Genomic DNA, 20,959 nt, shown 5'->3' with positions numbered 1-20,959 from the left:
AAAGACCCTGATGACACCCGAACTCGAACACGATCTCAAAGCCTCCGTCCGTACCATTCCGGATTACCCGAGGCCGGGTATCCTGTTTCGCGACATCACCACGCTGCTCGGGGATGCGCGCTCGTTTCGCCGCGCGGTGGACGAGCTGGTGCAGCCCTGGGCGGGGCTGAAGATCGACAAGGTTGCCGGCATGGAAGCGCGGGGCTTCATCATCGGCGGTGCTGTGGCGCATCAGCTCTCGGCCGGCTTCGTGCCGATCCGCAAGAAGGGCAAGCTGCCGCATACGACCGTGCGGATAGCCTATTCGCTGGAATACGGTATCGACGAAATGGAAGTGCATGCCGATGCCATCAAGCCCGGCGAGCGCGTAATCCTGGTCGACGACCTCATCGCCACCGGCGGCACGGCCGAAGGCGCGGTGAAACTGATGCGCCAGATCGGTGCCGAGGTGATGGCCGCCTGTTTCATCATCGACCTGCCAGATCTCGGGGGCGCGGCGAAGCTGCGGGCGATGAATGTGCCGGTGCGGACGTTGATGACGTTCGAAGGGCATTGACCTTGTCTTGACCTCTCCCCGCAAGCCGGGGCGAGGGGAGAACTCACGACCCCTGCAGCAACAGCCCAAGCTCGATCTCGCGAAAGCTGAAATAGTTTGCCCGGATCCACTGATGCAGTTCGGTGGATGAATCCTGCTCCGAACGCAGATAGCCGGTGAAGGAGAAATTCAGCCGGTCGATATAGGTCTTGAGGAACGGCGGCAGTGCCGCGATGCGCAGCATGCGGCCCTGCGCCAGAGCGACCGGAATTTCGCCGCGCAGCACGTGTTCGTTGTCGACCACATAGAGCGAATTGTGCGCGAACTGCTGCCGCAGCATTTCATAGGCGCGGGCCGAGGCCCGGTCGCTGTCGCCCATGAAGAAGACGATGGGCGCCACGCCGCGGCGGGCGGCTTCCTTTGCGAAACCGATCTCGCCAGTCATTTTGAAGAATTCGTCGAAGGCGTGATAGCCAAGGTCGATCACCTTGGCCATGTCGTCATTGATGATGAGCCGGTCCATCAGCGACATCTTGCCGAACGTGTCATTGACGTCGGCAGTCTCGGTCAGTTTCGGCAGGAAATCCAGCAGCGATGGTTCCTTGAGGCTGACATCGAAACCGGTGACGTCGCCGCGCTGCAATTTCAGGAATTCGCACAACAGGCGCGCGAGGAGGGTCTTGCCGACCATCGGTCGCGTCGAGCAGATGATATAAACGGGCGTGCGTCGCATCGGCGCAATATCAGGCGAATCCGACGCCGCTCCAATCGTTAAATGGACTTACTTCTCGCCGGGGCTGCGGGCGCCGGGCTTGTCGTGGACGATGTCGGTCAGCTTGATGCGATCGAATTCGCTCCAGACATTGGCGAGCCAGTGCCGGACATAGCCGCGCAGCACGAACGAGTAATTTGCGGCCTCATCCTGCGGACCCTTGTTGGCCACGAATTTCAGGAACGGCACGCTGGAGACCTCGACCTGCTCATAGGCCATTTCGTTCAGCTTCGGGATGGTGATTTCGGTGGCGCCCTTGATGCGGTGGAAATACGAGTTGTAGGTCGCCTGGTCCCATTCGAAGAAGCTGGTGTTGTTGATGAAGTTCTTCACCAGGAAATACTTGGCGCCGTCCATGAAGCCGGCGGTTTCGGCGATTTCGTCCAGCGAGGCGATCGACGGGCCGAGGATGTGAAATACCGCGAAGGTGATCTGGCCCGATTTGGCGGCATCGAGGAAGCCGATGTCGCGTAAATCGGCCAGCGCCCGGGACAACAGGCCTGCGCGGACGTCGATCACGGTCACCGAGGGCGACACGGCGTTGAGCGTATCGAAGATCTTCATCTGGTCGGCCGTGGTCGTCATGTCGACGATCTCGGTGATGTCGGAATGGAACCGCTTCAGCGTGCCGCGGGGCGCTTCAGTGTCGAAAGCCCGCGTCGGAACGTTGTTGGCGCTGAAATAATCCAGAACCGTCCGCGAAACCGTGGTCTTGCCGACCCCACCCTTGTCCGCACCGACGACAATCACTGCTGGCTTCGCCATGGAATTCCTTTGCCGCTTTCAATGGAGCATCGGCGCGATGGAGATTCGCGCGCTTGAGAACACTACCCGATGCCTGCTTTGGGCGCGAACATGGCAGAAACAAGGGGGATTTCAATCGCTGAAAGATATGGCCCACGGAAATCATTGGGAAATTCGCAATATCTCGCTGCCGGCGCCGTTTCCCCACATGAGAGCCTCCCCGCCGGGCCTGCAGGTCCCCGGGGCGCCCCGCGGCGCTCACCACACCGTGACTGATGCGATGCACAAAATAGATTGCAGCCTAATCGATAGGGTCCTATCTAATTTCCATGCCCCACTCCCAAGCGCATATCCAGGCCGAACTGGGCCTGCTGGTTGCGCGACTGGCACGGGTCTGGCGCCGCAAGGCTGACCAGACCCTGTCGGCGCATGGCCTGTCTGAAGCCACCGCACATCCGTTGCTGATCCTGTCCCGGGCCGGACGCGAGCATGTGCGGCAGGGCGTGCTCGCCGATGAAATCGGGCTTGAGGGACCATCGGTCGTCCGGCTGATCGATCTGCTCGCCGCGGAAGGGCTGGTCGAGCGCCGCGAGGACCCGACCGATCGCCGCGCCAAGATGCTGCATCTGACGCCGCTGGGCGAAGCCAAGGCGGAGGAGGTCAGGCGCGTCATGCGCCGGCTACGCGCCGACCTGATGAAGGGCATCCCGCCGGACGAACTCGCGGTTGCCTTCGATGTCCTCGGACGGATCGAGCAATCGGCCAGTCGCCTGTTTGAGGCCGCCGAGGAGGCGGACGCGCTGCCATGACCTCCGCTGCTGTCCAGCCAACGTTTCTCGTCCGCCACGCCGATATCGTCTTCTCCGTGAAAACCTTCATTGCCGGCATGATGGCGCTGCTCATTGGTTTCGCGATGGATCTGCCGCGGCCCTATTGGGCGCTGGCCACGGTCTATATCGCGTCGCAGCCACTGGCCGGCGCCACGCGTTCGAAAGCGCTGTTTCGTGTGATCGGCACTCTGGTCGGCGCCTCTGCCAGCGTCGTGCTGGTGCCGAACCTGGTCAATTCACCGGAACTGCTGAGCCTCGCCATCGCGCTGTGGGTCGGCTGTTGCCTCTATGTGTCGCTGCTGGACAGGACACCGCGCAGCTACATGTTCATGCTCGCGGGCTATACCTGTGCGCTGATCAGCTTTCCCTCGGTCAATGAACCCGCGGCCATTTTCGACACGGCTGTCGCGCGGAGCGAGGAAATCATTGTCGGTATTCTTTGCGCGACGCTTGTCTCCACCATTCTGCTGCCGCGCAGCGTTGGCCCTGCCGTTGCCTCGCGGGTCGATACGTGGCTGGCCGGCGCGCGCAAGCTCACCCAGGAGGTTCTGGCCGGCCGCAGCACCGATCCAGCAACGCGCGATCTGCGCCTGAAGCTTGCGGCCGACGCCGTCGATATCGATACGCTGGCCGATCATCTGGCCTATGATCGGCTCGGCGGCCGCGAGACCTCGCGCTGGATGCGCGCGCTGCGCACGCGGATGCTGACATTGCTGCCGCTGCTGTCATCCATGGGTGATCGTATCGATGCGCTGGACGAGGACGCGCGGACGACCTACCCGCACCTGATGGCGTTGATCGAGGACGTCTCCGCCTGGATTGCCGACAACGGGACCGACCGCGAACCTGCCGAGCGGCTGCGCAGCATGATTGCCGCCCAGCAACCGAAGCTGAGCGCGTCGTCGTCATGGAACGAGATCATGATCGCCAGCCTCCTGATCCGGATGCGCGAACTCGTCGATATTTCCGCGGATTGCCGGGTCCTCAATCGGGCGATCGCCGAGGGCGGTCGCCCGCCGGGCGCAAAACTCGCCTTTCAGGCCGAAGCCGGGGTGGCCCCGGTGCGGCATGTCGATCACGGCATGGCGCTGTGGTCCGCAGCAGGCGTATTCGTTACGATCCTGGTCTGTTGCGCATTCTGGATCGCCACCGGCTGGACCGACGGCGCGACAGCGCCGACCATGGCCGCTATCGGTTGCTCGTTCTTCGCCAGCATGGATGATCCCGCGGTCGGGTTGCGTGGCTTTGCCAAATGGACCCTGGTCGCGATGGTCATCATCGCGCTCTATCTGTTCGCGATCCTGCCGGCCATCACCGATGTCGAAGTGCTGGTCGCCGTGCTGGCGCCGCCGTTCCTGCTGTTCGGCTATCTGATCGCGCGTCCCGCCACCTTCTTCATCGGCATGCTGCTGGCGGCGAATACCGCGACGCTGATGGCGTTGCAGACGACCTACAATGCCGACTTCGCAAGTTTCGCCAATTCCAGCATGGCTTTCTTCGTCGGTACCGAGCTGTCCGTCATTTCGATCCAGTTGATCCGCTCGGTGGGCTCCGAATGGAGCGTGAAGCGCTTGATGTGGCGCGGCTGGATTGCCATCGCGCAGGCCGCCGAGCGGCGCGGCAACCGCGACCGCGCAGCCTTTGCCGGCTTGATGCTGAATCGCATCGGTCTGCTCGCGCCACGGCTGACGGCGCTGAAAGACTCCGAGCTGCGCATGGTCGACAACCTGCGCGAGTTGCGGGTCGGGCTGAACATCGTCGATCTGCGCCGTGCCCGTCATCACCTGTCGCTGCCGACACTCAACGCAATGGACGCGATGCTGGATGAGCTTGCCGTGAGTTTCCGCAGCTACAATGGCGGCGCGATGCCGGAACCGCTACTGGCGAAGGTCGATCACGCGCTGTCGGAAGCCATGGGCGAGCGCGGGGCAGGGCGCGCGGACGCGTTGATCGGGCTTGTCGGCATTCGCCGCGGCCTGTTTCCGGCGGCCCCCGCCTATCTGCCCGAACCGGGCCTTCACGCGGGGAGTGCGGCCGCATGAGATATGAAATCGACCTGTTCGGCGTGCTGATGCCGTCGCTGATGCTGTGGCTGGTCATCACTTATGCCATCGGCGCGTTGCTGCGCCCGCTGATCGAGCGCTCGGGCCTCTATCGCTATGTCTGGCACCGCGCGCTGTTCGATCTTGCTCTGTATGTCTGCCTGCTGGGCGGCGTGGTCTATTTATCCTCCGGATTGCTGTCATGAAAAACGCTGTGAGTTTTGTTCGTCGTTTCGCCGTCACCGCGTTGGCGGTTGTCGCTGCGCTCGCCGTGGGGCACTATCTCTGGGTCTATTACATGGATGCGCCCTGGACCCGCGACGGCCGCGTCCGCGCCGATGTGGTCACCGTAACGCCGGATGTTTCCGGCTTCGTCACCGAAATTCTGGTGAAGGACAATCAGAAGGTGGCCCGCGGCGACGTCATCATGCGGATCGACCGCGCGCGTTTCGGACTGGCGCTACAGCAGGCCGAGGCGGTTGTGGCCGGTCGCAAGGCCAGCCTTGAGCAGGCCGATCTGGATCTGAAGCGTTACAACGATCTCACGACCGCGGCTGTGTCGCAGCAGAAGAAGGAGCAAGTGCTGGCGACGCAACTCCTCGCCAAGGCATCACTGGATCAGGCCGTTGCCGATCAGGCGGTGGCACAGCTCAATCTCGATCGCAGCGAGGTCCATGCACCGGTCTCGGGCGTGATCTCCAACATGGATCTGCGGCCGGGCACATATGTCACCGCGGGCAAGGGTGTGATGGCGCTGGTCGATACGTCGAGCCTGCATGTCGATGGCTACTTCGAAGAGACAAAACTGTCGCGTATTCACGTCGGCGATCCCGTCCATATTCACTTGATGGGTGATGCCGCCAAGCTCACCGGCCATGTCGAGAGCGTCGCCGCTGGTATCGAGGACCGCGACCGCGCGGAGGGCAGCAACCTGCTCGCCAATGTGACCCCGACTTTCAGTTGGGTCCGTCTGGCCCAGCGCGTGCCTGTGCGCATCGCCCTGGATCCCGTGCCGGCAGGCACGATGCTGGTCGCAGGACGTACGGCGACAGTGGAGATCTTGCCACGTGCAGTGACGACGTTGGCGAAGGTAAATTGAGAAACCTTCGCCAGGTCGTCTTCGACTAGTTCGAGGCCGGCGCCGTCTGCGTGAAGCTGCGATCGACCGCCTTGCTGACATCGACCTGCTTCGACAGGATTCCGTAACGTGTGGCGCGGTCGGACGCTTCCTGGAATTCCTTGACCACGCCATCGTCGATGGCGATCGGCCGCGTGTCTTGTGCCTTGTAGGCACGCACAAGCACGTCTTCCGGCAGTTTGGTCAGTTCGGCGGTATTCTTCGCATAATCTTCGATATGCTCGCGCGACCAGTTACGCGCCTTGTCGAGGCGTCGCAGGAAGTCGGCGACCGCTTCGCGCTTGGTGGCGATGGCCTGGTCCGATGCGATGATGAAGGTGAGCGTCGGCGTGAGTCCGGCGCCGTCGGCGACAACGCGGGCGTTGTCTTTCAGCACGGCGTAGGAGACATAGGGCTCCCACACCGCCCAACCATCGATGGAGCCCGCGACCAGCGCGATCTTGGCGTCGACGGGACCGAGCGGCGCGAAGGTCGCGTCGGTGATCTTGTAGCCGGCCTTCTCCAGCGTGGCGTCGATCAGGAACTGGCCCCAGCCGCCGCGCGTGCCGGCGAGGCGCTTGCCCTTGAGATCGGCCGCGGTCTTGATGGGCGAGTCGTTGCGCACGAGGATCGCCTGCGTATCGGCATTGGCGCGGACACCGCCGATCGCCTTGATAGGCGAGCCGTTGGCATAGACTGTAAGGAAAGCGAGATCGCCGGTGTGACCGATATCGAGTGCACCCGCATTGATGGCTTCGAGGATCGGTGCGGCCGCAGGGAACTCCGACCACTGGATCTTGTAGGGCAGGTCCTTGGTGAGTCCGGCGGCTTCCAGCAGCGAACGATTGCCACCCTTCTGATCGCCGACGCGCAGTGTGATCTGATCGGCAGCGAATGCGGACGTAGCAAGCGCTGCGCTGAAGGCGGTCGCGATGAGCGTTGATAGCAAACGTCGGGTAGGGGAGGCGGTGGTCATGGTCATTTTCTCTGATGCAATGGCGTGCATCAAAGCTACGTGCAGTGCGTTTTTCGTCAATGAAATGGCTGACTGAATATCATCGAGCGAAAGCAACGAATGCATCGTTGCCGCAAATGGCGTGGAAGTTTTGCGCTTTCTCGAAATCCGATGTGCTTTGGCGCCACTGCACAACCTGCGTGCGCATTCCAGCGCAACTCTGCCGTCTTTCCGCCAGAATTCGCTTCCGCGGCGCTTTTGGTGCGCCGCAGAATAGCCATGAGCATCAGCCGAAATAGGGAATGGATTACTCCCAACAAACAAAAAGCCTGGCGCTATTTCGCCATCGGGCCGTTTGGGATGTGTCGGATTTGGAAGTCGCCCGGCATTCGGGCCGGGAGCATTTCAAAGTGGGTTGTGTGCTTCAATTGATTTCGTCGCTGACCGTTGGCGGGTCCGAACGATTGCTGATCAATTTCGCTGCCAGTTGCGCGCCGGGAGAGGACATTCCGCAGGTTTTCGTCGTCATCAACGACTTTTTCCATCCCGACCTCGCTGCCGAGCTCTCCGCGACGGGTCACCCGGTCTACTTCCTCAAGCGCCCACCCGGAAACCGCAATCCACGTGTCATTCTAAGTCTGCTCAACATCATTCGCCGTCACGATGTTCGTATCATCCATGCGCATGACAGCGGCGCCAAGCACTTCGCCATGTTGAGTAAACTGTATCGTCCGATGAGTGTCGGCTACACGATTCACAATACCGGCCTCGTGAACGCGTGGGACCGCGTGAAGCTTCGGCTGCATCAGCGGTTCGTCGATTGGAATATCGCAATCTCGGCTGCGGTCGAGCGTGAATGCGAATCCGTCAAACTGAAGCGCCTGTTCAAGGTGCACAACGGCATTCCGCTGGCGACATTCGATAGAGTGGCGCGGCAACGTCGCTTCGGCTCGCCGCTGCGGTTGATCAACGTGGCCCGCATCTATCCGAAACAGAAGGGCCAGGACCTTCTGATCAAGGCGGTCAGCCTCTGCGTCACGCGCGGGCTCGACATTCGCTGCGATTTCGTCGGCAGCCCGCCGGAGGGCGACGAGTCGACCCTCCTGAGTTTGAAGGCGCAGGCGATCGCGGAGAATGTTGCCGATCGCGTTCGCTTCCTGTGCGGGCGCACCGATGTGCGCCGTCCGCTGGACGAGGCCGATATCTTCGTTCTGCCATCGCGTTTCGAAGGTTTCGGGCTGGTGCTGCTCGAAGCCATGGCCGTCGGCTTGCCCGTCATCGCCGCGGATGTCGATGGCCCGGCCGAACTGCTGGTGGACGGCTCGAACGGTATCAAGTTCAAGGTCGGATCCGCCGAGGATCTCGCCGACAAGATCGTGGCGCTTGCGGCGCAGCCCGATCTTGCTGCGAAGATCGCAAGGACGGCGAAGGATTTCGTCACCGAGTTCGATATCGCCAATATGCGCGACCAGTATTTCGGCATCTACGGGCAGATGATGAAGGCGGGCTAGCCTGACGGTTTGCGTGTGCGCTTGCCCGTGATGGCGAGTTTGTCAGCAAGAAATTCCAGCAGCACTTCAACACGGGCCGGGCGCGGGCCTCCCGGAGGCGTGACGAGATAGACGCCGCTCGACGACAGCGACCAGTCCTGCAACACGGCTTCCAGCGCGCCGCTCGCCAATGCGTCGCCGACAATGAAATCAGGCAGGTCGCCGATCCCCAATCCGGCGATCATCGCCGGCAGCAGCGCCTCGCCATTGTTGACGCGGAGCGGCCCGGCGGGCCGAACGCTGGCCTGCTCGCCGACCGCGTTGGTGAAGTGCCAGACGCCGGGGGTCGAGAGATAGGTGTAGCCAAAGCATTTGTGGTCGGCGAGATGCATGGGATGCGTCGGCCGGCCATATTTTGCGAAATAGGACGGCGCCGCCACAATGTGGCGCTTCACCGGACGCAGCCGCCGCGCGATCAGCGATGAGTCCGGCAATGACGCGATGCGGATCGCGGCATCGAAGCCTTCGCCGATCAGGTCGACGGTCGCGTCGCTGAGGCTGAGGTCGATGGAGACTTCCGGATATTGGGCGAGGAATTCCGGCAGCAGATGGGCCACCGTATTGGTGCCATAGGTCATCGGCACGGCCAGCCGTACCAGGCCGCGCGGCGTCGCCGATTGCGCCAGCGCCTCGTTCTCCGCCGCCTCGCCGTCGGCCAAAAGCTGTGTTGCCTTCACCGCCAGTGTCTTGCCGGCGTCGGTCAGCGCCAGACGTCGCGAGGTCCGGTTGAACAGTCGCGCGCCCAGGCGGTCCTCCAGCCGGCTTACCGCCTTGGAGACAGTCGCCTTGGACAGGGTCAGCTCGGTTGCCGCCGCCGCGAAGGACCGCAGCTCGACCACCTTGGCGAAAATCGCCAGCGCCTCGAAGTCGGGAAGTTTTGACATCTCAAAATCCGAAACGATGAGTTTCAATCATTTCTATTTATGTCCCATCCGTGAGGGCATATCCAGAGGTCCAGGATGCAAATGCATCAAACGCAAGTAACCAGATGAGGATTTCGTCATGATCGACCTCAGACCTTTCGACAAACTCGGCGGCGCCGACCACGGCTGGCTCAAGGCCAAGCACCATTTCTCGTTCGGCAGCCACTATGACCCGGAAAACATGGGGCACGGCAGCCTCCGCGTCTGGAACGACGACGAGATCGCGCCAAACAGCGGTTTCCCGGCGCATCCGCACGCGAACATGGAAATCATTACCTATGTCCGTGAAGGCGCGATCACGCATCAGGACAGTCTGGGCAACACGGGCCGCACCGAGGCCGGCGACGTCCAGGTGATGAGTGCGGGCTCGGGCATCCGGCACTCTGAATACAATCTGGAGGCATCGACCACGCGGATTTTCCAGATCTGGATCGAGCCGACGCAAACGGGGGGCCAGCCGTGCTGGGGCGCCAAGCCGTTTCCGAAGGCCGATCGCTCCGGCCAGTTCGTCACCATTGCCAGCGGCTTCAAGGACGACGCCGGGGCACTGCCTATCCGGGCTGACGCCCGGGTGCTGGCGACCACGCTGAAGGCCGGTGAGACCGCGCAATATCCGCTGGGTAGCTCGCGTAACGGCTACCTCGTGCCGGCCGCCGGCGCGATCGAGATCAACGGCATTCGCGTCAACGCCCGCGACGGCGTCGCTATCCGCGATGAAGCCTACGTCACGATCACGGCGCTGGAAGATTCCGAACTCGTGCTGGTGGACGCCGCCTGACGCAGGTCAAAGGCGCCCATCAATCATCAACCCGACCTACTCATCCCAATCCAACGGAGACTGACCATGACCAAAGTACTCGTTCTGTATTATTCCGCTTACGGCCATATCGAAGCGATGGCCAATGCCGTGGCCGAAGGTGCCCGCGAAGCTGGAGCTACCGTCGACATCAAGCGCGTGCCTGAACTGGTGCCCGACGACGTCGCCAAGGCGTCCTACTACAAGATGGACCAGGCGGCGCCGGTCGCGACCATCAACGATCTCGCCAATTACGACGCGATCATCGTCGGCACCGGCACCCGCTTCGGCCGCATGTCCTCGCAGATGGCCAACTTCCTCGATCAGGCCGGTGGCTTGTGGATGAAGGGCGCGCTGCACGGCAAGGTCGGCGGTGCCTTCACGTCGACCGCGACCCAGCACGGCGGCCAGGAAACCACGCTGTTCTCCATCATCACCAACCTGCTGCATTTCGGCATGACCATCGTCGGCCTCAATTACGGCTTCCAGGGCCAGATGAAGCTCGATGAAGTCACCGGCGGCTCGCCTTACGGCGCGACCACATTGACCGGTGGCGATGGTAGCCGCCAGCCTTCGGCCAACGAGCTGGCCGGTGCCCGTTATCAGGGCAAGGTGATCGCCGAGACCGCCAAGAAGCTGCATGGCTAACTAAAAAGAGATAGCTGACCAGATAAAGGCGGCGTTCTGATTGCAGGACGCCGCCCCATCTATGGCCTGACGAACGGATCTCATGTCATCATGCTCGATATGTATTTCATCTATCAGTTGGCCCGGCGGCCGCTGCACGCGATAGCCCGGAAATGGGTTTGTCGCGGCATCGCGCATGTGACCAGGGGCGAAGTCGTCTGCCCCGAATGCGGCCAACGTTGAAACGTTCCTTGATTGTTGGACTGGCAAGGTTGCGTCCGGGAACGTAGACTTTGGCCATGTCCAAACCCGCCAGCCCGCTCGCGCCAGCCCTCAGTATCCGCATCGACCTCGATCCCGAGGGACGGATCGGGCCGGGCAAGATCCAGCTTCTCGAACATATTCATGTCACCGGTTCGATTTCGGCCGCCGGCCGCGCCATGGCGATGTCCTACAAGCGCGCCTGGGATCTGGTCGATGAACTGAACCAGATCTGCGGGCAGCCCGCCGTCGAGCGCCAGACCGGCGGCAAGAATGGCGGCGGAGCTATCCTCACGCCGTTCGGCCTGACCCTCATCAAGCGCTATCGTGGCATCGAAAATGCTGCGACCACCGCTGCGCGCAAGGAGTTGCTGGCGCTGAAGGGCGATATCGGCAAGAAGCGCAGATTCTAGCTTCGCGACCGGGCGGGACCTGGCGCTATATCCGGATAAATATACCGAGACCGCGCCCTGATCAGGCTTTTGAATACGCCCATTACAGCATAGGATCGCGAGCGCCTTGTGCTGCCTGACGGCTGAACCGGAACCTGCAATGTTCGACTCCCAATGTGATCTGGCTGCCCTGGTCTATGACAGGGATCAGGACCCCGACGCGGTGCTGCGCGCCTTCGCGGCGGATCTGAGCAAGCAGGGCGTTCGCGCCATCGGATTGGTGCAACTCGGGCATCGCGAATTCGACGTGCCGAAGCTGACCGCGGTCATGCTGCATACCGGTGCGCAAGTGCGGCTGTTTCAGGATCTCGGTCCCGGCGCCAAGGGCTGCAAGCTCGATGTTGGACAATTGCTCGATGCCGGCACGCAGGTTGCCGACGCCATCGACGAGGGCGCCGATCTCGTCATCATCAACCGGTTCGGCAAGCAGGAGCGCGAGGGCAAGGGGCTCGCTTATCTGATCGAGCGCGCGCTCTCGAGCGACATCCCGGTGGTCATCGCCGTGCCGTCGCACCGCTTCGCCGAATGGATCGAATTTGCCGATGGCATGAGCGTGAAACTGCATTGCGATCGCGAGTCGCTCGACGGCTGGTGGGCGAAAGTCTCTTGCCGCATTGAGGGACGGATACGTCAGGATCATCGCAGCGTTTGCGAAGTGCTGAAGTAGAATTTCCCTTCATAGCCGCAGCAAGCGAGCTGTCGCGGCATCACTGCGAGAGCATCAAGTGCGATCACGTTTCCATCAACGTGTCGCTGTCAGTCGTCCGAATATCGCTGCTCTTGCCAGGGGTCGCCGCGGTTGTGGTAGCCGCGCACTTCCCAATAGCCGGGCTTGTCATCGCCGACGAATTCGATGCGCTGCAGCCACTTGGCGCTCTTCCAGAAATACAGATGCGGCACGATCACGCGCACCGGGCCGCCGTGGTCGCGCTCGATCGGCATACCCTGCCAGGAGTGCGCCAGCAGCGCGTCTTCGGCAGCGAAGTCTTCCAGTGACAGGTTGGTGGTGTAGCCGTCATGGGATTCCAGCACGACGAAGCGGGCCTCGGGCTTCGGCTGGCAGGCATCCAGCAGCGCGCGCGTCGAGAGTCCCTCCCACTGGTTGTCGTAACGCGACCAGGTGGTGACGCAATGAATGTCGGAGATGAAGGTCGATTGCGGCTGCGCGGAAAACTGCGCGAAATCCCAGAACAGCGGCGTCTCGACGGCGCCGTAGACATCGAGGCGCCAGCGCTCGCGGGGGATGTCGGGTGTGATGCCCAGATCCAGCACCGGCCAGTCCTGGGTCAGGTGCTGGCCGGGTGGAAGCCGCTGTTCTCCTGGGCGCGCAACCTTGCCGGTGAGAAACCGGCCCTCGCGCGCCCAGCGCCGTTTGGATTGAGTCAGCTTGGATTCGGGCAGCTTGGAATCCGGCGGGGTGTGGTCCTCGGTCATGGCTGACGCTCCTTCGCTAAATCGTTGTCGTCACTCGTGACGGTGCATCGCCGACTTGTGCTTGGTGTCGCGCATCGTGGCGTAAATCAGCAACGACAGGAAGATCATGCCCGACAGGTAATAGTAGAACCACTGTTCATGACCGATCTGCTTGAAGTATAGCGCGATCGCCGGCGCCGTACCGCCGAAGATTGATACCGTCAGCGCATAAGGCACGCCGACGCCAAGGGCGCGGATATTGGTCGGGAACAGTTCGGCCTTTACCACGGCATTGATCGAGGTGTAGCCCGCCACGAACACCCAGGCGCCAGAGATCAGCAGGAATGCGGTGAATGGCGACTTGGTGGTCTGCAGCGTGGTGAGGATCGGCACCGTGCTGAGCGTGCCGGCAACGCCGAAGAAAATCAGCAGCGGCTTGCGGCCGATGCGGTCGGAGATCGCGCCATAGATCGGCTGCAGCAGGCAGGCGAACACCAGCGTGCCGAAGATCACCATCGTGGTCTGGTCCGCGGTGAGGCCGACCGAGAGCTTCACGAAGGTCTGCATATAGGTGGTGAAGGTATAGAACGCTGCGGTGCCGCCGGCGGTGAGGCCGACAACCAACAGCAATTCGCGCGGATAGGCCATCAGCGCGCGCAGCGAACCCATCGGCTTGGCCTGCTTCTTGGCTTCAACGAACTGGTCAGTCTCGTGCATGTCGCGGCGCATCACGGCAGTGAAGACCGCAAGACCCGCGCCGATCACGAACGGAATGCGCCAGCCCCAGTCCTTCAGCTCCTGCTCGGTGAGGAACACCTTCTGCAGCAGCAGGAGCACGATGATCGCGGTCAACTGGCCGCCGATCAGGGTGACGTACTGAAAGCTCGAATAGAAGCCGCGATGGTTGGGATCGGCAACTTCCGAGAGATAGGTAGCGCTGGCGCCATATTCGCCGCCGAGGCTGAGGCCTTCGATGATACGGGCGAGCGCGAGCAGGATCGGTGCCGCGATGCCGATGGTGGCATAGGTCGGCGTGCAGGCGATGATCAGCGAGCCGAAGCACATGCACAGGACCGAGATCGTCAGCGATATACGACGGCCATAGGTGTCGGCGAGATAGCCGAACAGCCAGCCGCCGAGCGGCCGCATCAGGAAGGTGGCGGCGAACAGCACCGCCGCATTGAGCTGCTGCACGACGGGGTCGCTGTTCGGGAAGAAGGCCGGGGCGAAATACAGGGCGAAGGCCGTGTAGGCGTAGAAGTCATACCATTCGACGAGATTGCCCATCGAGCCGATGAAGATCGCCTTGATCCGCTTTTTCGCATCGTCGAAGTGGAGTTTGCCGTCCGCCGGGGTTGCAAATTGTTCAGCCACGTAAAGCCTCATATTCCGTGAAATGAAAAGCTCCGTTGCCACGCGCGGCACGAAAAGCCAATGCCGCGGAATGCATTGCTGGTGGCAAAAGAACCTCTGATTGCCTGTAGCACAGGCAGCCTGCGGCGCAATGTCGCGATATCGTGGAATTATTGCGGTGCACTATCGACGAAAGTCGAATAAAGGGCGGGCCGCAGGGCCGATCATTCCCTCACTTGGTCCGGGCATGCGTCCACTGAGAACGGCAGACTAACGATGGTGGCCGGGTCATCACGCGAAGCCTTGCTTTGCGCTGTGGCCCGGCCGTGACAGCGTTTCGTTACTTCGCCGGGCGCGGATCGATCGGCGTGGAGTCGCGCAGGCCCAGAATGTCTTCCAGCACGCGCGCGCCGGCGAGCAGCGAGGCTTCGCCGCGCGGCGGGCCCACGACCTGCAATCCGACCGGCAGACCCTTCGAGGTGAAGCCGCATGGCATCGACAGCGCCGGGCAGCAGGTCAGCGTGATCGCATAGACGATGCCGAGCCACTGCACGTAGTTATCGAATGTGGTGCCGTTGCATTCGGCGAGATAGCGCTGCTCGATCGGGAACGGCGGTGTGATGGTCGCCGGGCACAGCAGCAGGTCGTAGGTCTGGAAGAACTCATAGGCCCGCGCCATCATCGCGATGCGCTGGCCTTCGGCGCGTTCGAGGTCGCTGACCTTGAGCTTGAGGCCTTCTTCGATATTCCAGATCACTTCCGGCTTGAGCATATCGCGCTTGTCGCGCAGCAAGACTGCCTTGGAGAGCGCGAAGTCGTAGGCGCGCAGCACGTGGAAGCACTCGTGTGCTTCCCTGAGATCGGGATGCGCTTCCTCGACGATGACGCCTGCGTCGGCGAAGGCTTCCGCTGCCTTGCGGGTGATGGCGGCGACTTCCGGATCCACCGGGGTGATGCCGAGATCAGGCGAATAGGCGATGCGCTTCGGCTTGGTGCCGGCGCGGACCGCCGAGCGGAACGAGGTCGGCAGCAGCGGGATCGAGAGCGGATCGCCGGCAAATTCGCCGCTCATGGCGTCAAGCATCAGCGCGAGATCCTCGACGGTGCGGGCCATGGGGCCCTGCACGCTGAGCGTCCGCCCCAGCGCGACCGATGGCGTGGTGGCGACGCGGCCGATGCTCGGACGCAGGCCGACGATCCCGCAGAAGCTGGCGGGGTTGCGCAGCGATCCGCCCATGTCGGAACCGTGTGCGATCCACGCCGTGCCGCTGGCAACTGCTGCCGCAGCGCCGCCGGACGAGCCGGCCGCGGACTTGGAAAGGTCCCAGGGGTTCAGTGTGGCGCCGAACACTTCGTTGAATGTGTTGGCACCCGCGCCGAATTCAGGAGTGTTGGATTTTGCGTAGATCACGCCGCCGTTTTCTTCGAGGCGTTCGACGAGGACGTTCGACTTGGCGGGCACCACGTCCTTGAAGATCGGCGATCCCTGCGTGGTGCGCACGCCGGCAACTGCTGTGAGATCCTTGATCGGCACCGGCAGGCCGGCGAGGATGCCGCGTTCGCCGAGCGGCTTCTTCATCAGCTCTTTCGCAGCGTCGCGCGCGCGATCGAAACACAGGATCGGTAGCGCGTTGACCTGGCCGTCGACTTCCTTGATGCGCGCTTCCAGCACGTCGAGCAGATCGAGTGGCGTCACGGTCCCCGCATTGAGTTGATCGACCACGGCGCAGGCCGTTGCTTTGATAAGGTCTTGCTGAGAGGCCACGCACGTCTCCAATTTCGGATGCAGAGCAATTCGTATGCTTGGGATGTTGATCCCGACGTAGCCGTGTAGACCATTTTCTGGATAAATGGGACCCGCAGGCCAAATCTCCTTAACCCAAGTCGCCTCACACAATGCAGGGATGCAACCATGAGTAAGCCTTTCGGCGATTCCAACTGGCGCGCGATGTCGCGCGAGCAGCTCGATGCCGGCCTGAACAACTCGACCGCCGTTGCGGGCAGCGCCGATATCGCTGCAGGTTGGGGCCAGCGATCCGACGCCATGAAGGCAAAGTATCCCGCGCATCTCGATGTTGCTTACGGCCCGCGCGAGCGCAACAGGTTCGATTTCATCAAGGCCGCCGAGGGAGGGCCGGTGCTGCTGCTGATCCATGGCGGCTACTGGCAGATGCGCTCGAAGGATTTCTTCACCTGCTTCGCCGCCGGCCCGATCGCCCATGGCATCAACGTCGCCGCGATCGGCTACACGCTGGCGCCGGATGCGACGCTGGACGAGATCGTCGCCGAGATGCACGTGGGCGTCGATGCGCTCGCCGAAAAGCTGCCGTCGCTCGGCGGCGATCCGAACCGTATCGTGGTTTCCGGCTGGTCCGCCGGCGGCCATCTCACCGCGACAACCTTGTCGCATCCGAAGGTGAAAGGCGGCGTGGCGATCTCCGGCATCTACGATCTCGAACCCATCCGCGCGTCCTATCTGAACGAGAAACTGAAGCTCGATGAAGCGATGTCGAAGCGCCAGTCGCCGCTGATGCAGGATGGTGGCCCGAACAAGCCGCTGGCGCTGGTGGTCGGCGGCGGCGAATTACCTATCCTGCGCCAGCAGACGGCGGACCTCGCGGTGCATCGCGTGCAGCATGGCCTGCCGGTGAGCTATGAGGAGATCCCGGGCGCGGATCACTTCTCGATCATGAAAGAACTGGAATCCCCGACGGGGCGGATCACGACGCTGATCAAGGAATTGGTGGTGCGGATTTAGCCGAACACTCAATCCTCATCCTGAGAAGCACGCCGAAGGCGTGCGTCTCGAAGGATGGCCGCACATGCTAGAGCCCAGCTAAGTCATGGTGCGAGACGCGCGCGGCGGCGGAGCGAGCGCTCCGCCGGAGAGCGCGCTCCTCACCATGAGGGCGGGGTGTGGGTAAGATTCGATCTCAATGCGTCCGTGCCAGACAGAACGCAACGACCTGCTCCAGCGCGGTCTTCATCGGCGACTGCGGGAACAGCGCCAGCGCGTCCACTGCCATGGCGCCGTAATGCTGGGCGCGGTTGATGGTGTCTTCCAGTGCGCGGTGCTTGGTCATCAAACCGATGGCGTGGTCGAGATCGCCTTCGCCGATCTCGCCGCGCTCCAGCGCCTTGATCCAGAATTCGCGCTCGGCGTCGTTGCCGCGGCGGAAGGCAAGCACCACGGGCAGGGTGATCTTGCCCTCGCGGAAATCGTCGCCGACATTCTTGCCGAGCTTGGCGGCCTTGCCGCCGTAGTCGAGCACGTCGTCGATGAGCTGGAAGGCGATGCCGAGATTCATGCCGACCGAGCGGCACGCGGTCTGTTCGGCCTTCGGACGGTTGGCGATCACCGGGCCGACTTCGCAGGCGGCAGCGAACAGTTCGGCGGTCTTGCCACGGATGACGGCGAGATATTCGTCTTCGGTGGTGGCGGTGTTCTTGGCGGCGGCGAGCTGCATCACTTCGCCTTCGGCGATGGTCGCAGCAGCCGAAGAGAGAATGTCCAGCGCGCGCAGCGAGCCGACCTCGACCATCATGCGGAACGCCTGGCCTAGCAGGAAGTCGCCGACGAGCACGCTGGCCTCATTGCCCCACAGCATCCGTGCCGACAGCTTGCCACGGCGCAGTTCGCTCTGGTCGACCACGTCGTCATGCAGCAGCGTCGCGGTGTGCATGAATTCCACGGAGGCGGCGAGCTTGATATGGCCATCGCCGGTGTAGCCGGTGAGGTTGGCCATCGCGAGTGTCAGCATGGGACGCAGGCGCTTGCCGCCCGAGGAGATCAGGTGATTGGCGACCTCGGGGATCATGGTGACTTCCGAGCCGGTCCGCGACAGGATCGTCGCATTGACGCGCTCCATGTCAGAGGCGACAAGGCTGACCAATTGGTCGATCGACGCTGTCGCGTGACTCTCGAAGGGAACAATCACCGCCACGCTGGGGTCTCCGAATTACGAGGGCGCTTCGTCGGACCGCAAAAAAGGTCGGCACCGGCAGCGCTTATGTCCAAATAGGGCGAATTCACGTTGAAAACAGGTGTCCCCATCTGCTGAATTGACCGCGACTGCACAATAGAAACTGCGCAGCGGCGCGGCAAGGGCATCGGAACCATGACTTCCCCCAGATACATACCCGGCTACTGACAGGGAGCGACCTCCAATTGCGCGAAATCATGCGGACGAACGATGTGGTGCTGGTTTCGGCGGTGGGCGCGCTGCTCGATGGCGCGAATATCCACCATCTGGTGCTGGACCAGAATATGAGCGTGATCGAGGGATCGCTGGGCATCATCCCGCGCCGGATTCTCGTCCACGAGGACGATGACGCGCAGGCGCGCCGCGTGCTGACCGACGCCGGGCTGGCCCACGAGCTGCGGGTGCAGGACTGAAGTGATGACTGACGCGAGCGTGACAACGGAAGACGGCTTCCTGGGCGGCCAATTGCGGCTGCGGCAGCCGAAATCGGGTCATCGCGCCGGCCATGACGCGATTTTGCTGGCCGCCGCAACCTCGGCGCAGGACGGTGACAAGGTCGTCGATTTCGGCTCGGGCGTCGGGACGGCGGGGTTGGCGCTGGCCAGACGGGTCTCCGGCGTGTCCCTGACACTGGTTGAGATCGATCCGCAACTTGCTGAACTGGCAAAGGAAAACGCCGCGGCGAACGGTATTGCGGCGGATGTCGTCACGCTCGATATCGCTGCCAGCGCGGATATCTTCGCGGCCGCAGGCTTGCCGCAAGACAGCGCCGATGGGGTGCTGATGAATCCGCCCTTCAACGATCCCGCGCGCCACCGCGCCTCGCCGAACAAATCGCGTGGGATCGCCCATGTTGCGACGGAAGACACGTTGCCCACATGGGTTCACGCGGCGCGTCGCCTGCTGAAATCGGGCGGCGTGCTGACGCTGATCTGGCGTGCGGATGGTCTGGCCGATGTGTTGGCCGCGCTGGATCGCGGCTTCGGCAGCGTGTCGATCATGCCGGTGCATGGGGACACGGCGATGCCGGCAATCAGGGTGTTGGTGCGGGCTGTGAAGGGGGGCCGCGCGCCTGCGGCAATTGAGCCGGGCATCTCGCTGCGGGATGCGAATGGCGCGCCCGATCTCCATATCCAGCGGGTGCTGGGCGGGCAGGTGGCTTTATCCTGGGCGTCGCTTTAGGCGATGCCGCAGTCAACGTGTTGGTTTATTGAGGAGCTGTTTCGGAACGTTTCTGCGGCGTCGACGTGAAGTGGATCGCCGTGAGCAGCGTACCGATGATCAGCATCAGCAGATAGATTTTCATGTCTTCTTCCCGCTGTGGCGCTGCGGCCTGTTATGGTTTCCCAACGCTGGAAGCGTCTCTCGGTTCAATGACAGCAGCGTGATAAAAGTTGGTTAATCTCGAGGAAATTCGAATGAGCGAATCCAATCTGAAAACGGCGATCACAAGGCTGCTGCCTGCGCGTTTCCGTCGCGCTTCCGCAGTGGTCCCGGTCGTGCGTCTGTCCGGCACGATCGGCGCGGTAACGCCGCTGCGTCCGGGATTGTCGCTCGCAGGTATCGCAAAGCTGCTGGACAAGGCATTTGCGACCAAGAATGCGAAGGCTGTAGCGTTGGTGATCAATTCGCCGGGCGGCTCGCCGGTCCAGTCGCGGCAGATCTATCTGCGCATCCGCCAGCTCGCGGCCGAGAAGAAACTTCCCGTGTATGCCTTCGTCGAGGATGTCGCGGCGTCCGGCGGTTATATGATCGCCTGCGCGGGCGATGAGATTTTTGTCGATCCATCGTCCATCGTCGGCTCGATAGGCGTGGTCGGCGGCACCTTCGGTTTTCAGGAATTGATCAAGAAGATCGGTGTCGAGCGGCGTCTCTATACGGCGGGTGAGCACAAGGCGATGCTCGATCCGTTCCTGCCGGAAGATCCCGATGATGTGGCGCGGCTGAAATCGCTCCAGCGCGAGATCCACGCGATCTTCATCAACCTCGTGAAGGAGAGCCGCGGTGCCCGGTTGAAGGGCGCCGAGGATGTGCTGTTCTCCGGTGAATACTGGGCCGGCGAAAAATCCATCGCGCTTGGTCTCAGCGATGCCATCGGCGATCCGCGCTCGGTGCTGCGTGCCCGCTATGGTGACAAGGTGCAGATGCCGGTGATCGCGCAGCCCTCGGGCATGCTGTCCAGTCTACTGGGCCGCAAACCGGGAGCGGGTTCGCAGCTTTCGATGGAGGGGCTGTCTGGATTGCCGGAGCAATTGATCTCGGCGCTGGAGACGCGCGCGCTGTGGTCCAAATACGGCTTTTAACGGGTCGCGGTTCCGCGGCATTTGATGTCGCAAAAGCCAATTGCGGGAAACCGGCAGTTGCGCAAGACTATTGGCAGGGGCTTGATGAACGACAGGAATCGACAGATGCCGCCGCTGGTCGCACTCGCAGGCGCGCTTGGGAGCGCAGCCGTCGTCCGCTGGGCTTACCGAACCGCCAAGCGGATCAATCACGAACTGGAAGAAGCCCGCCAGGCGCGGGTGGCCGAACGCAGCGGGACCACGGATGTCCCGACCCTGCGCCGCGATCCCGTTACCGGCGCATATCGGCCGGGCTAGCCGCCA

23 protein-coding genes are annotated in these 20,959 nt (G+C 62.5%); 15 read left to right on the top strand and 8 right to left on the bottom strand.

The window, feature by feature from the left end; translation table 11 throughout:
* The first annotated feature begins 10 nt into the window (after positions 1–10).
* The gene (locus tag ACEK02_RS11020; RefSeq protein WP_371421747.1) at positions 11–556 is read left to right on the top strand and encodes an adenine phosphoribosyltransferase; all 546 of its coding nucleotides are present in this window, start codon (positions 11–13) and stop codon (positions 554–556) included.
* Between the two features lie 43 nt (positions 557–599).
* On the opposite strand, the gene ACEK02_RS11015 is transcribed toward ACEK02_RS11020, so the two are convergent.
* Together ACEK02_RS11015 and ACEK02_RS11010 are read right to left on the bottom strand one after the other, a co-directional pair.
* Positions 600–1,268: a hypothetical protein gene (locus ACEK02_RS11015; protein WP_371421746.1), complete on the bottom strand. Its 669-nt coding sequence runs from the start codon at positions 1,266–1,268 to the stop codon at positions 600–602.
* Between the two features lie 48 nt (positions 1,269–1,316).
* Positions 1,317–2,072 carry a hypothetical protein gene (locus tag ACEK02_RS11010; protein WP_371421745.1) on the bottom strand — a complete coding sequence of 252 codons (756 nt, stop codon included), beginning with the start codon at positions 2,070–2,072 and terminating at the stop codon, positions 1,317–1,319.
* A gap of 308 nt (positions 2,073–2,380) precedes the next feature.
* Here ACEK02_RS11010 and ACEK02_RS11005 point away from each other — a divergent pair, with 308 nt between their 5' ends.
* The 4 genes from ACEK02_RS11005 to ACEK02_RS10990 are packed head-to-tail and all read left to right on the top strand — an operon-like array spanning position 2,381 to position 6,022.
* Positions 2,381–2,860: a MarR family winged helix-turn-helix transcriptional regulator gene (locus ACEK02_RS11005; RefSeq protein WP_371421744.1), complete on the top strand. Its 480-nt coding sequence runs from the start codon at positions 2,381–2,383 to the stop codon at positions 2,858–2,860.
* Positions 2,857–4,923: an FUSC family protein gene (locus ACEK02_RS11000; RefSeq protein ID WP_371421743.1), complete on the top strand. Its 2,067-nt coding sequence runs from the start codon at positions 2,857–2,859 to the stop codon at positions 4,921–4,923. Before ACEK02_RS11005 ends, ACEK02_RS11000 begins: the two co-directional genes overlap by 4 nt.
* The gene (locus ACEK02_RS10995) at positions 4,920–5,129 is read left to right on the top strand and encodes a DUF1656 domain-containing protein (RefSeq protein WP_371421742.1); all 210 of its coding nucleotides are present in this window, start codon (positions 4,920–4,922) and stop codon (positions 5,127–5,129) included. The genes ACEK02_RS11000 and ACEK02_RS10995 overlap by 4 nt, the downstream gene beginning before the upstream one ends.
* Positions 5,126–6,022, top strand: a complete 897-nt coding sequence (locus tag ACEK02_RS10990; protein ID WP_371421741.1) for an efflux RND transporter periplasmic adaptor subunit — start codon at positions 5,126–5,128, stop codon at positions 6,020–6,022. Before ACEK02_RS10995 ends, ACEK02_RS10990 begins: the two co-directional genes overlap by 4 nt.
* Positions 6,023–6,047: 25 nt before the next feature.
* Here ACEK02_RS10990 and ACEK02_RS10985 read toward each other — a convergent pair whose 3' ends face one another.
* Positions 6,048–7,016, bottom strand: coding sequence for an ABC transporter substrate-binding protein (locus tag ACEK02_RS10985; RefSeq protein WP_371421740.1), 969 nt, complete (start codon positions 7,014–7,016; stop codon positions 6,048–6,050).
* A 389-nt stretch (positions 7,017–7,405) separates the two neighbouring features.
* Between ACEK02_RS10985 and ACEK02_RS10980 the strand changes: the two genes are divergently transcribed.
* Positions 7,406–8,506 carry a glycosyltransferase family 4 protein gene (locus tag ACEK02_RS10980; RefSeq protein WP_371421739.1) on the top strand — a complete coding sequence of 367 codons (1,101 nt, stop codon included), beginning with the start codon at positions 7,406–7,408 and terminating at the stop codon, positions 8,504–8,506.
* On the opposite strand, the gene ACEK02_RS10975 is transcribed toward ACEK02_RS10980, so the two are convergent.
* Entirely contained in the window at positions 8,503–9,429 is a 927-nt protein-coding gene (locus ACEK02_RS10975) for a LysR substrate-binding domain-containing protein (protein WP_371421738.1), read from the bottom strand. The two genes, ACEK02_RS10980 and ACEK02_RS10975, sit on opposite strands and share 4 nt — an antisense overlap.
* Positions 9,430–9,547: 118 nt before the next feature.
* On the opposite strand from ACEK02_RS10975, the gene ACEK02_RS10970 reads away from it, so the two are divergent.
* The 4 genes from ACEK02_RS10970 (at position 9,548) to ACEK02_RS10955 (ending at position 12,271) form a co-directional block, all read left to right on the top strand.
* Positions 9,548–10,246 (top strand): pirin family protein, encoded by a 699-nt coding sequence (locus ACEK02_RS10970; protein WP_371421737.1) that lies wholly within the window; start codon positions 9,548–9,550, stop codon positions 10,244–10,246.
* 66 nt (positions 10,247–10,312) lie between these two features.
* Positions 10,313–10,912, top strand: coding sequence for an NAD(P)H:quinone oxidoreductase (gene wrbA, locus ACEK02_RS10965; protein ID WP_371421736.1), 600 nt, complete (start codon positions 10,313–10,315; stop codon positions 10,910–10,912).
* 278 nt (positions 10,913–11,190) lie between these two features.
* Entirely contained in the window at positions 11,191–11,565 is a 375-nt protein-coding gene (locus ACEK02_RS10960) for a winged helix-turn-helix domain-containing protein (protein WP_371421735.1), read from the top strand.
* Between the two features lie 139 nt (positions 11,566–11,704).
* Positions 11,705–12,271, top strand: coding sequence for a DUF2478 domain-containing protein (locus tag ACEK02_RS10955; protein WP_371421734.1), 567 nt, complete (start codon positions 11,705–11,707; stop codon positions 12,269–12,271).
* Positions 12,272–12,360: 89 nt separating this feature from the next.
* Here ACEK02_RS10955 and ACEK02_RS10950 read toward each other — a convergent pair whose 3' ends face one another.
* From ACEK02_RS10950 to ACEK02_RS10940, 3 genes are all read right to left on the bottom strand, one after another.
* A complete protein-coding gene (locus tag ACEK02_RS10950; protein WP_371421733.1) occupies positions 12,361–13,038 on the bottom strand; it encodes a sulfite oxidase-like oxidoreductase in 678 nt (225 codons plus the stop codon).
* A 30-nt stretch (positions 13,039–13,068) separates the two neighbouring features.
* On the bottom strand, positions 13,069–14,403 hold the full coding sequence (locus ACEK02_RS10945; protein WP_371421798.1) for an MFS transporter: 1,335 nt from the start codon (positions 14,401–14,403) through the stop codon (positions 13,069–13,071).
* A gap of 307 nt (positions 14,404–14,710) precedes the next feature.
* Positions 14,711–16,135, bottom strand: a complete 1,425-nt coding sequence (locus tag ACEK02_RS10940; RefSeq protein WP_371421732.1) for an amidase — start codon at positions 16,133–16,135, stop codon at positions 14,711–14,713.
* 147 nt (positions 16,136–16,282) lie between these two features.
* On the opposite strand from ACEK02_RS10940, the gene ACEK02_RS10935 reads away from it, so the two are divergent.
* A complete protein-coding gene (locus ACEK02_RS10935; protein ID WP_371421731.1) occupies positions 16,283–17,128 on the top strand; it encodes an alpha/beta hydrolase in 846 nt (281 codons plus the stop codon).
* A 175-nt stretch (positions 17,129–17,303) separates the two neighbouring features.
* Here ACEK02_RS10935 and ACEK02_RS10930 read toward each other — a convergent pair whose 3' ends face one another.
* Positions 17,304–18,314, bottom strand: coding sequence for a polyprenyl synthetase family protein (locus ACEK02_RS10930; protein WP_371421730.1), 1,011 nt, complete (start codon positions 18,312–18,314; stop codon positions 17,304–17,306).
* A gap of 224 nt (positions 18,315–18,538) precedes the next feature.
* Here ACEK02_RS10930 and ACEK02_RS10925 point away from each other — a divergent pair, with 224 nt between their 5' ends.
* The 4 genes from ACEK02_RS10925 (at position 18,539) to ACEK02_RS10910 (ending at position 20,953) form a co-directional block, all read left to right on the top strand.
* Positions 18,539–18,766 (top strand): DUF2007 domain-containing protein, encoded by a 228-nt coding sequence (locus tag ACEK02_RS10925; protein ID WP_371421729.1) that lies wholly within the window; start codon positions 18,539–18,541, stop codon positions 18,764–18,766.
* A 4-nt stretch (positions 18,767–18,770) separates the two neighbouring features.
* On the top strand, positions 18,771–19,535 hold the full coding sequence (locus ACEK02_RS10920) for a tRNA1(Val) (adenine(37)-N6)-methyltransferase (protein WP_371421728.1): 765 nt from the start codon (positions 18,771–18,773) through the stop codon (positions 19,533–19,535).
* A 236-nt stretch (positions 19,536–19,771) separates the two neighbouring features.
* A complete protein-coding gene (locus tag ACEK02_RS10915) occupies positions 19,772–20,656 on the top strand; it encodes a S49 family peptidase (RefSeq protein ID WP_371421727.1) in 885 nt (294 codons plus the stop codon).
* A gap of 105 nt (positions 20,657–20,761) precedes the next feature.
* Positions 20,762–20,953 carry a hypothetical protein gene (locus tag ACEK02_RS10910; RefSeq protein ID WP_116661316.1) on the top strand — a complete coding sequence of 64 codons (192 nt, stop codon included), beginning with the start codon at positions 20,762–20,764 and terminating at the stop codon, positions 20,951–20,953.
* The last annotated feature ends 6 nt before the right edge of the window (positions 20,954–20,959 follow it).

The organism is Tardiphaga sp. (genome assembly GCF_041424195.1).
Lineage (GTDB): Bacteria > Pseudomonadota > Alphaproteobacteria > Rhizobiales > Xanthobacteraceae > Tardiphaga.
This window is presented reverse-complemented; position numbering and strand designations above follow the sequence as displayed.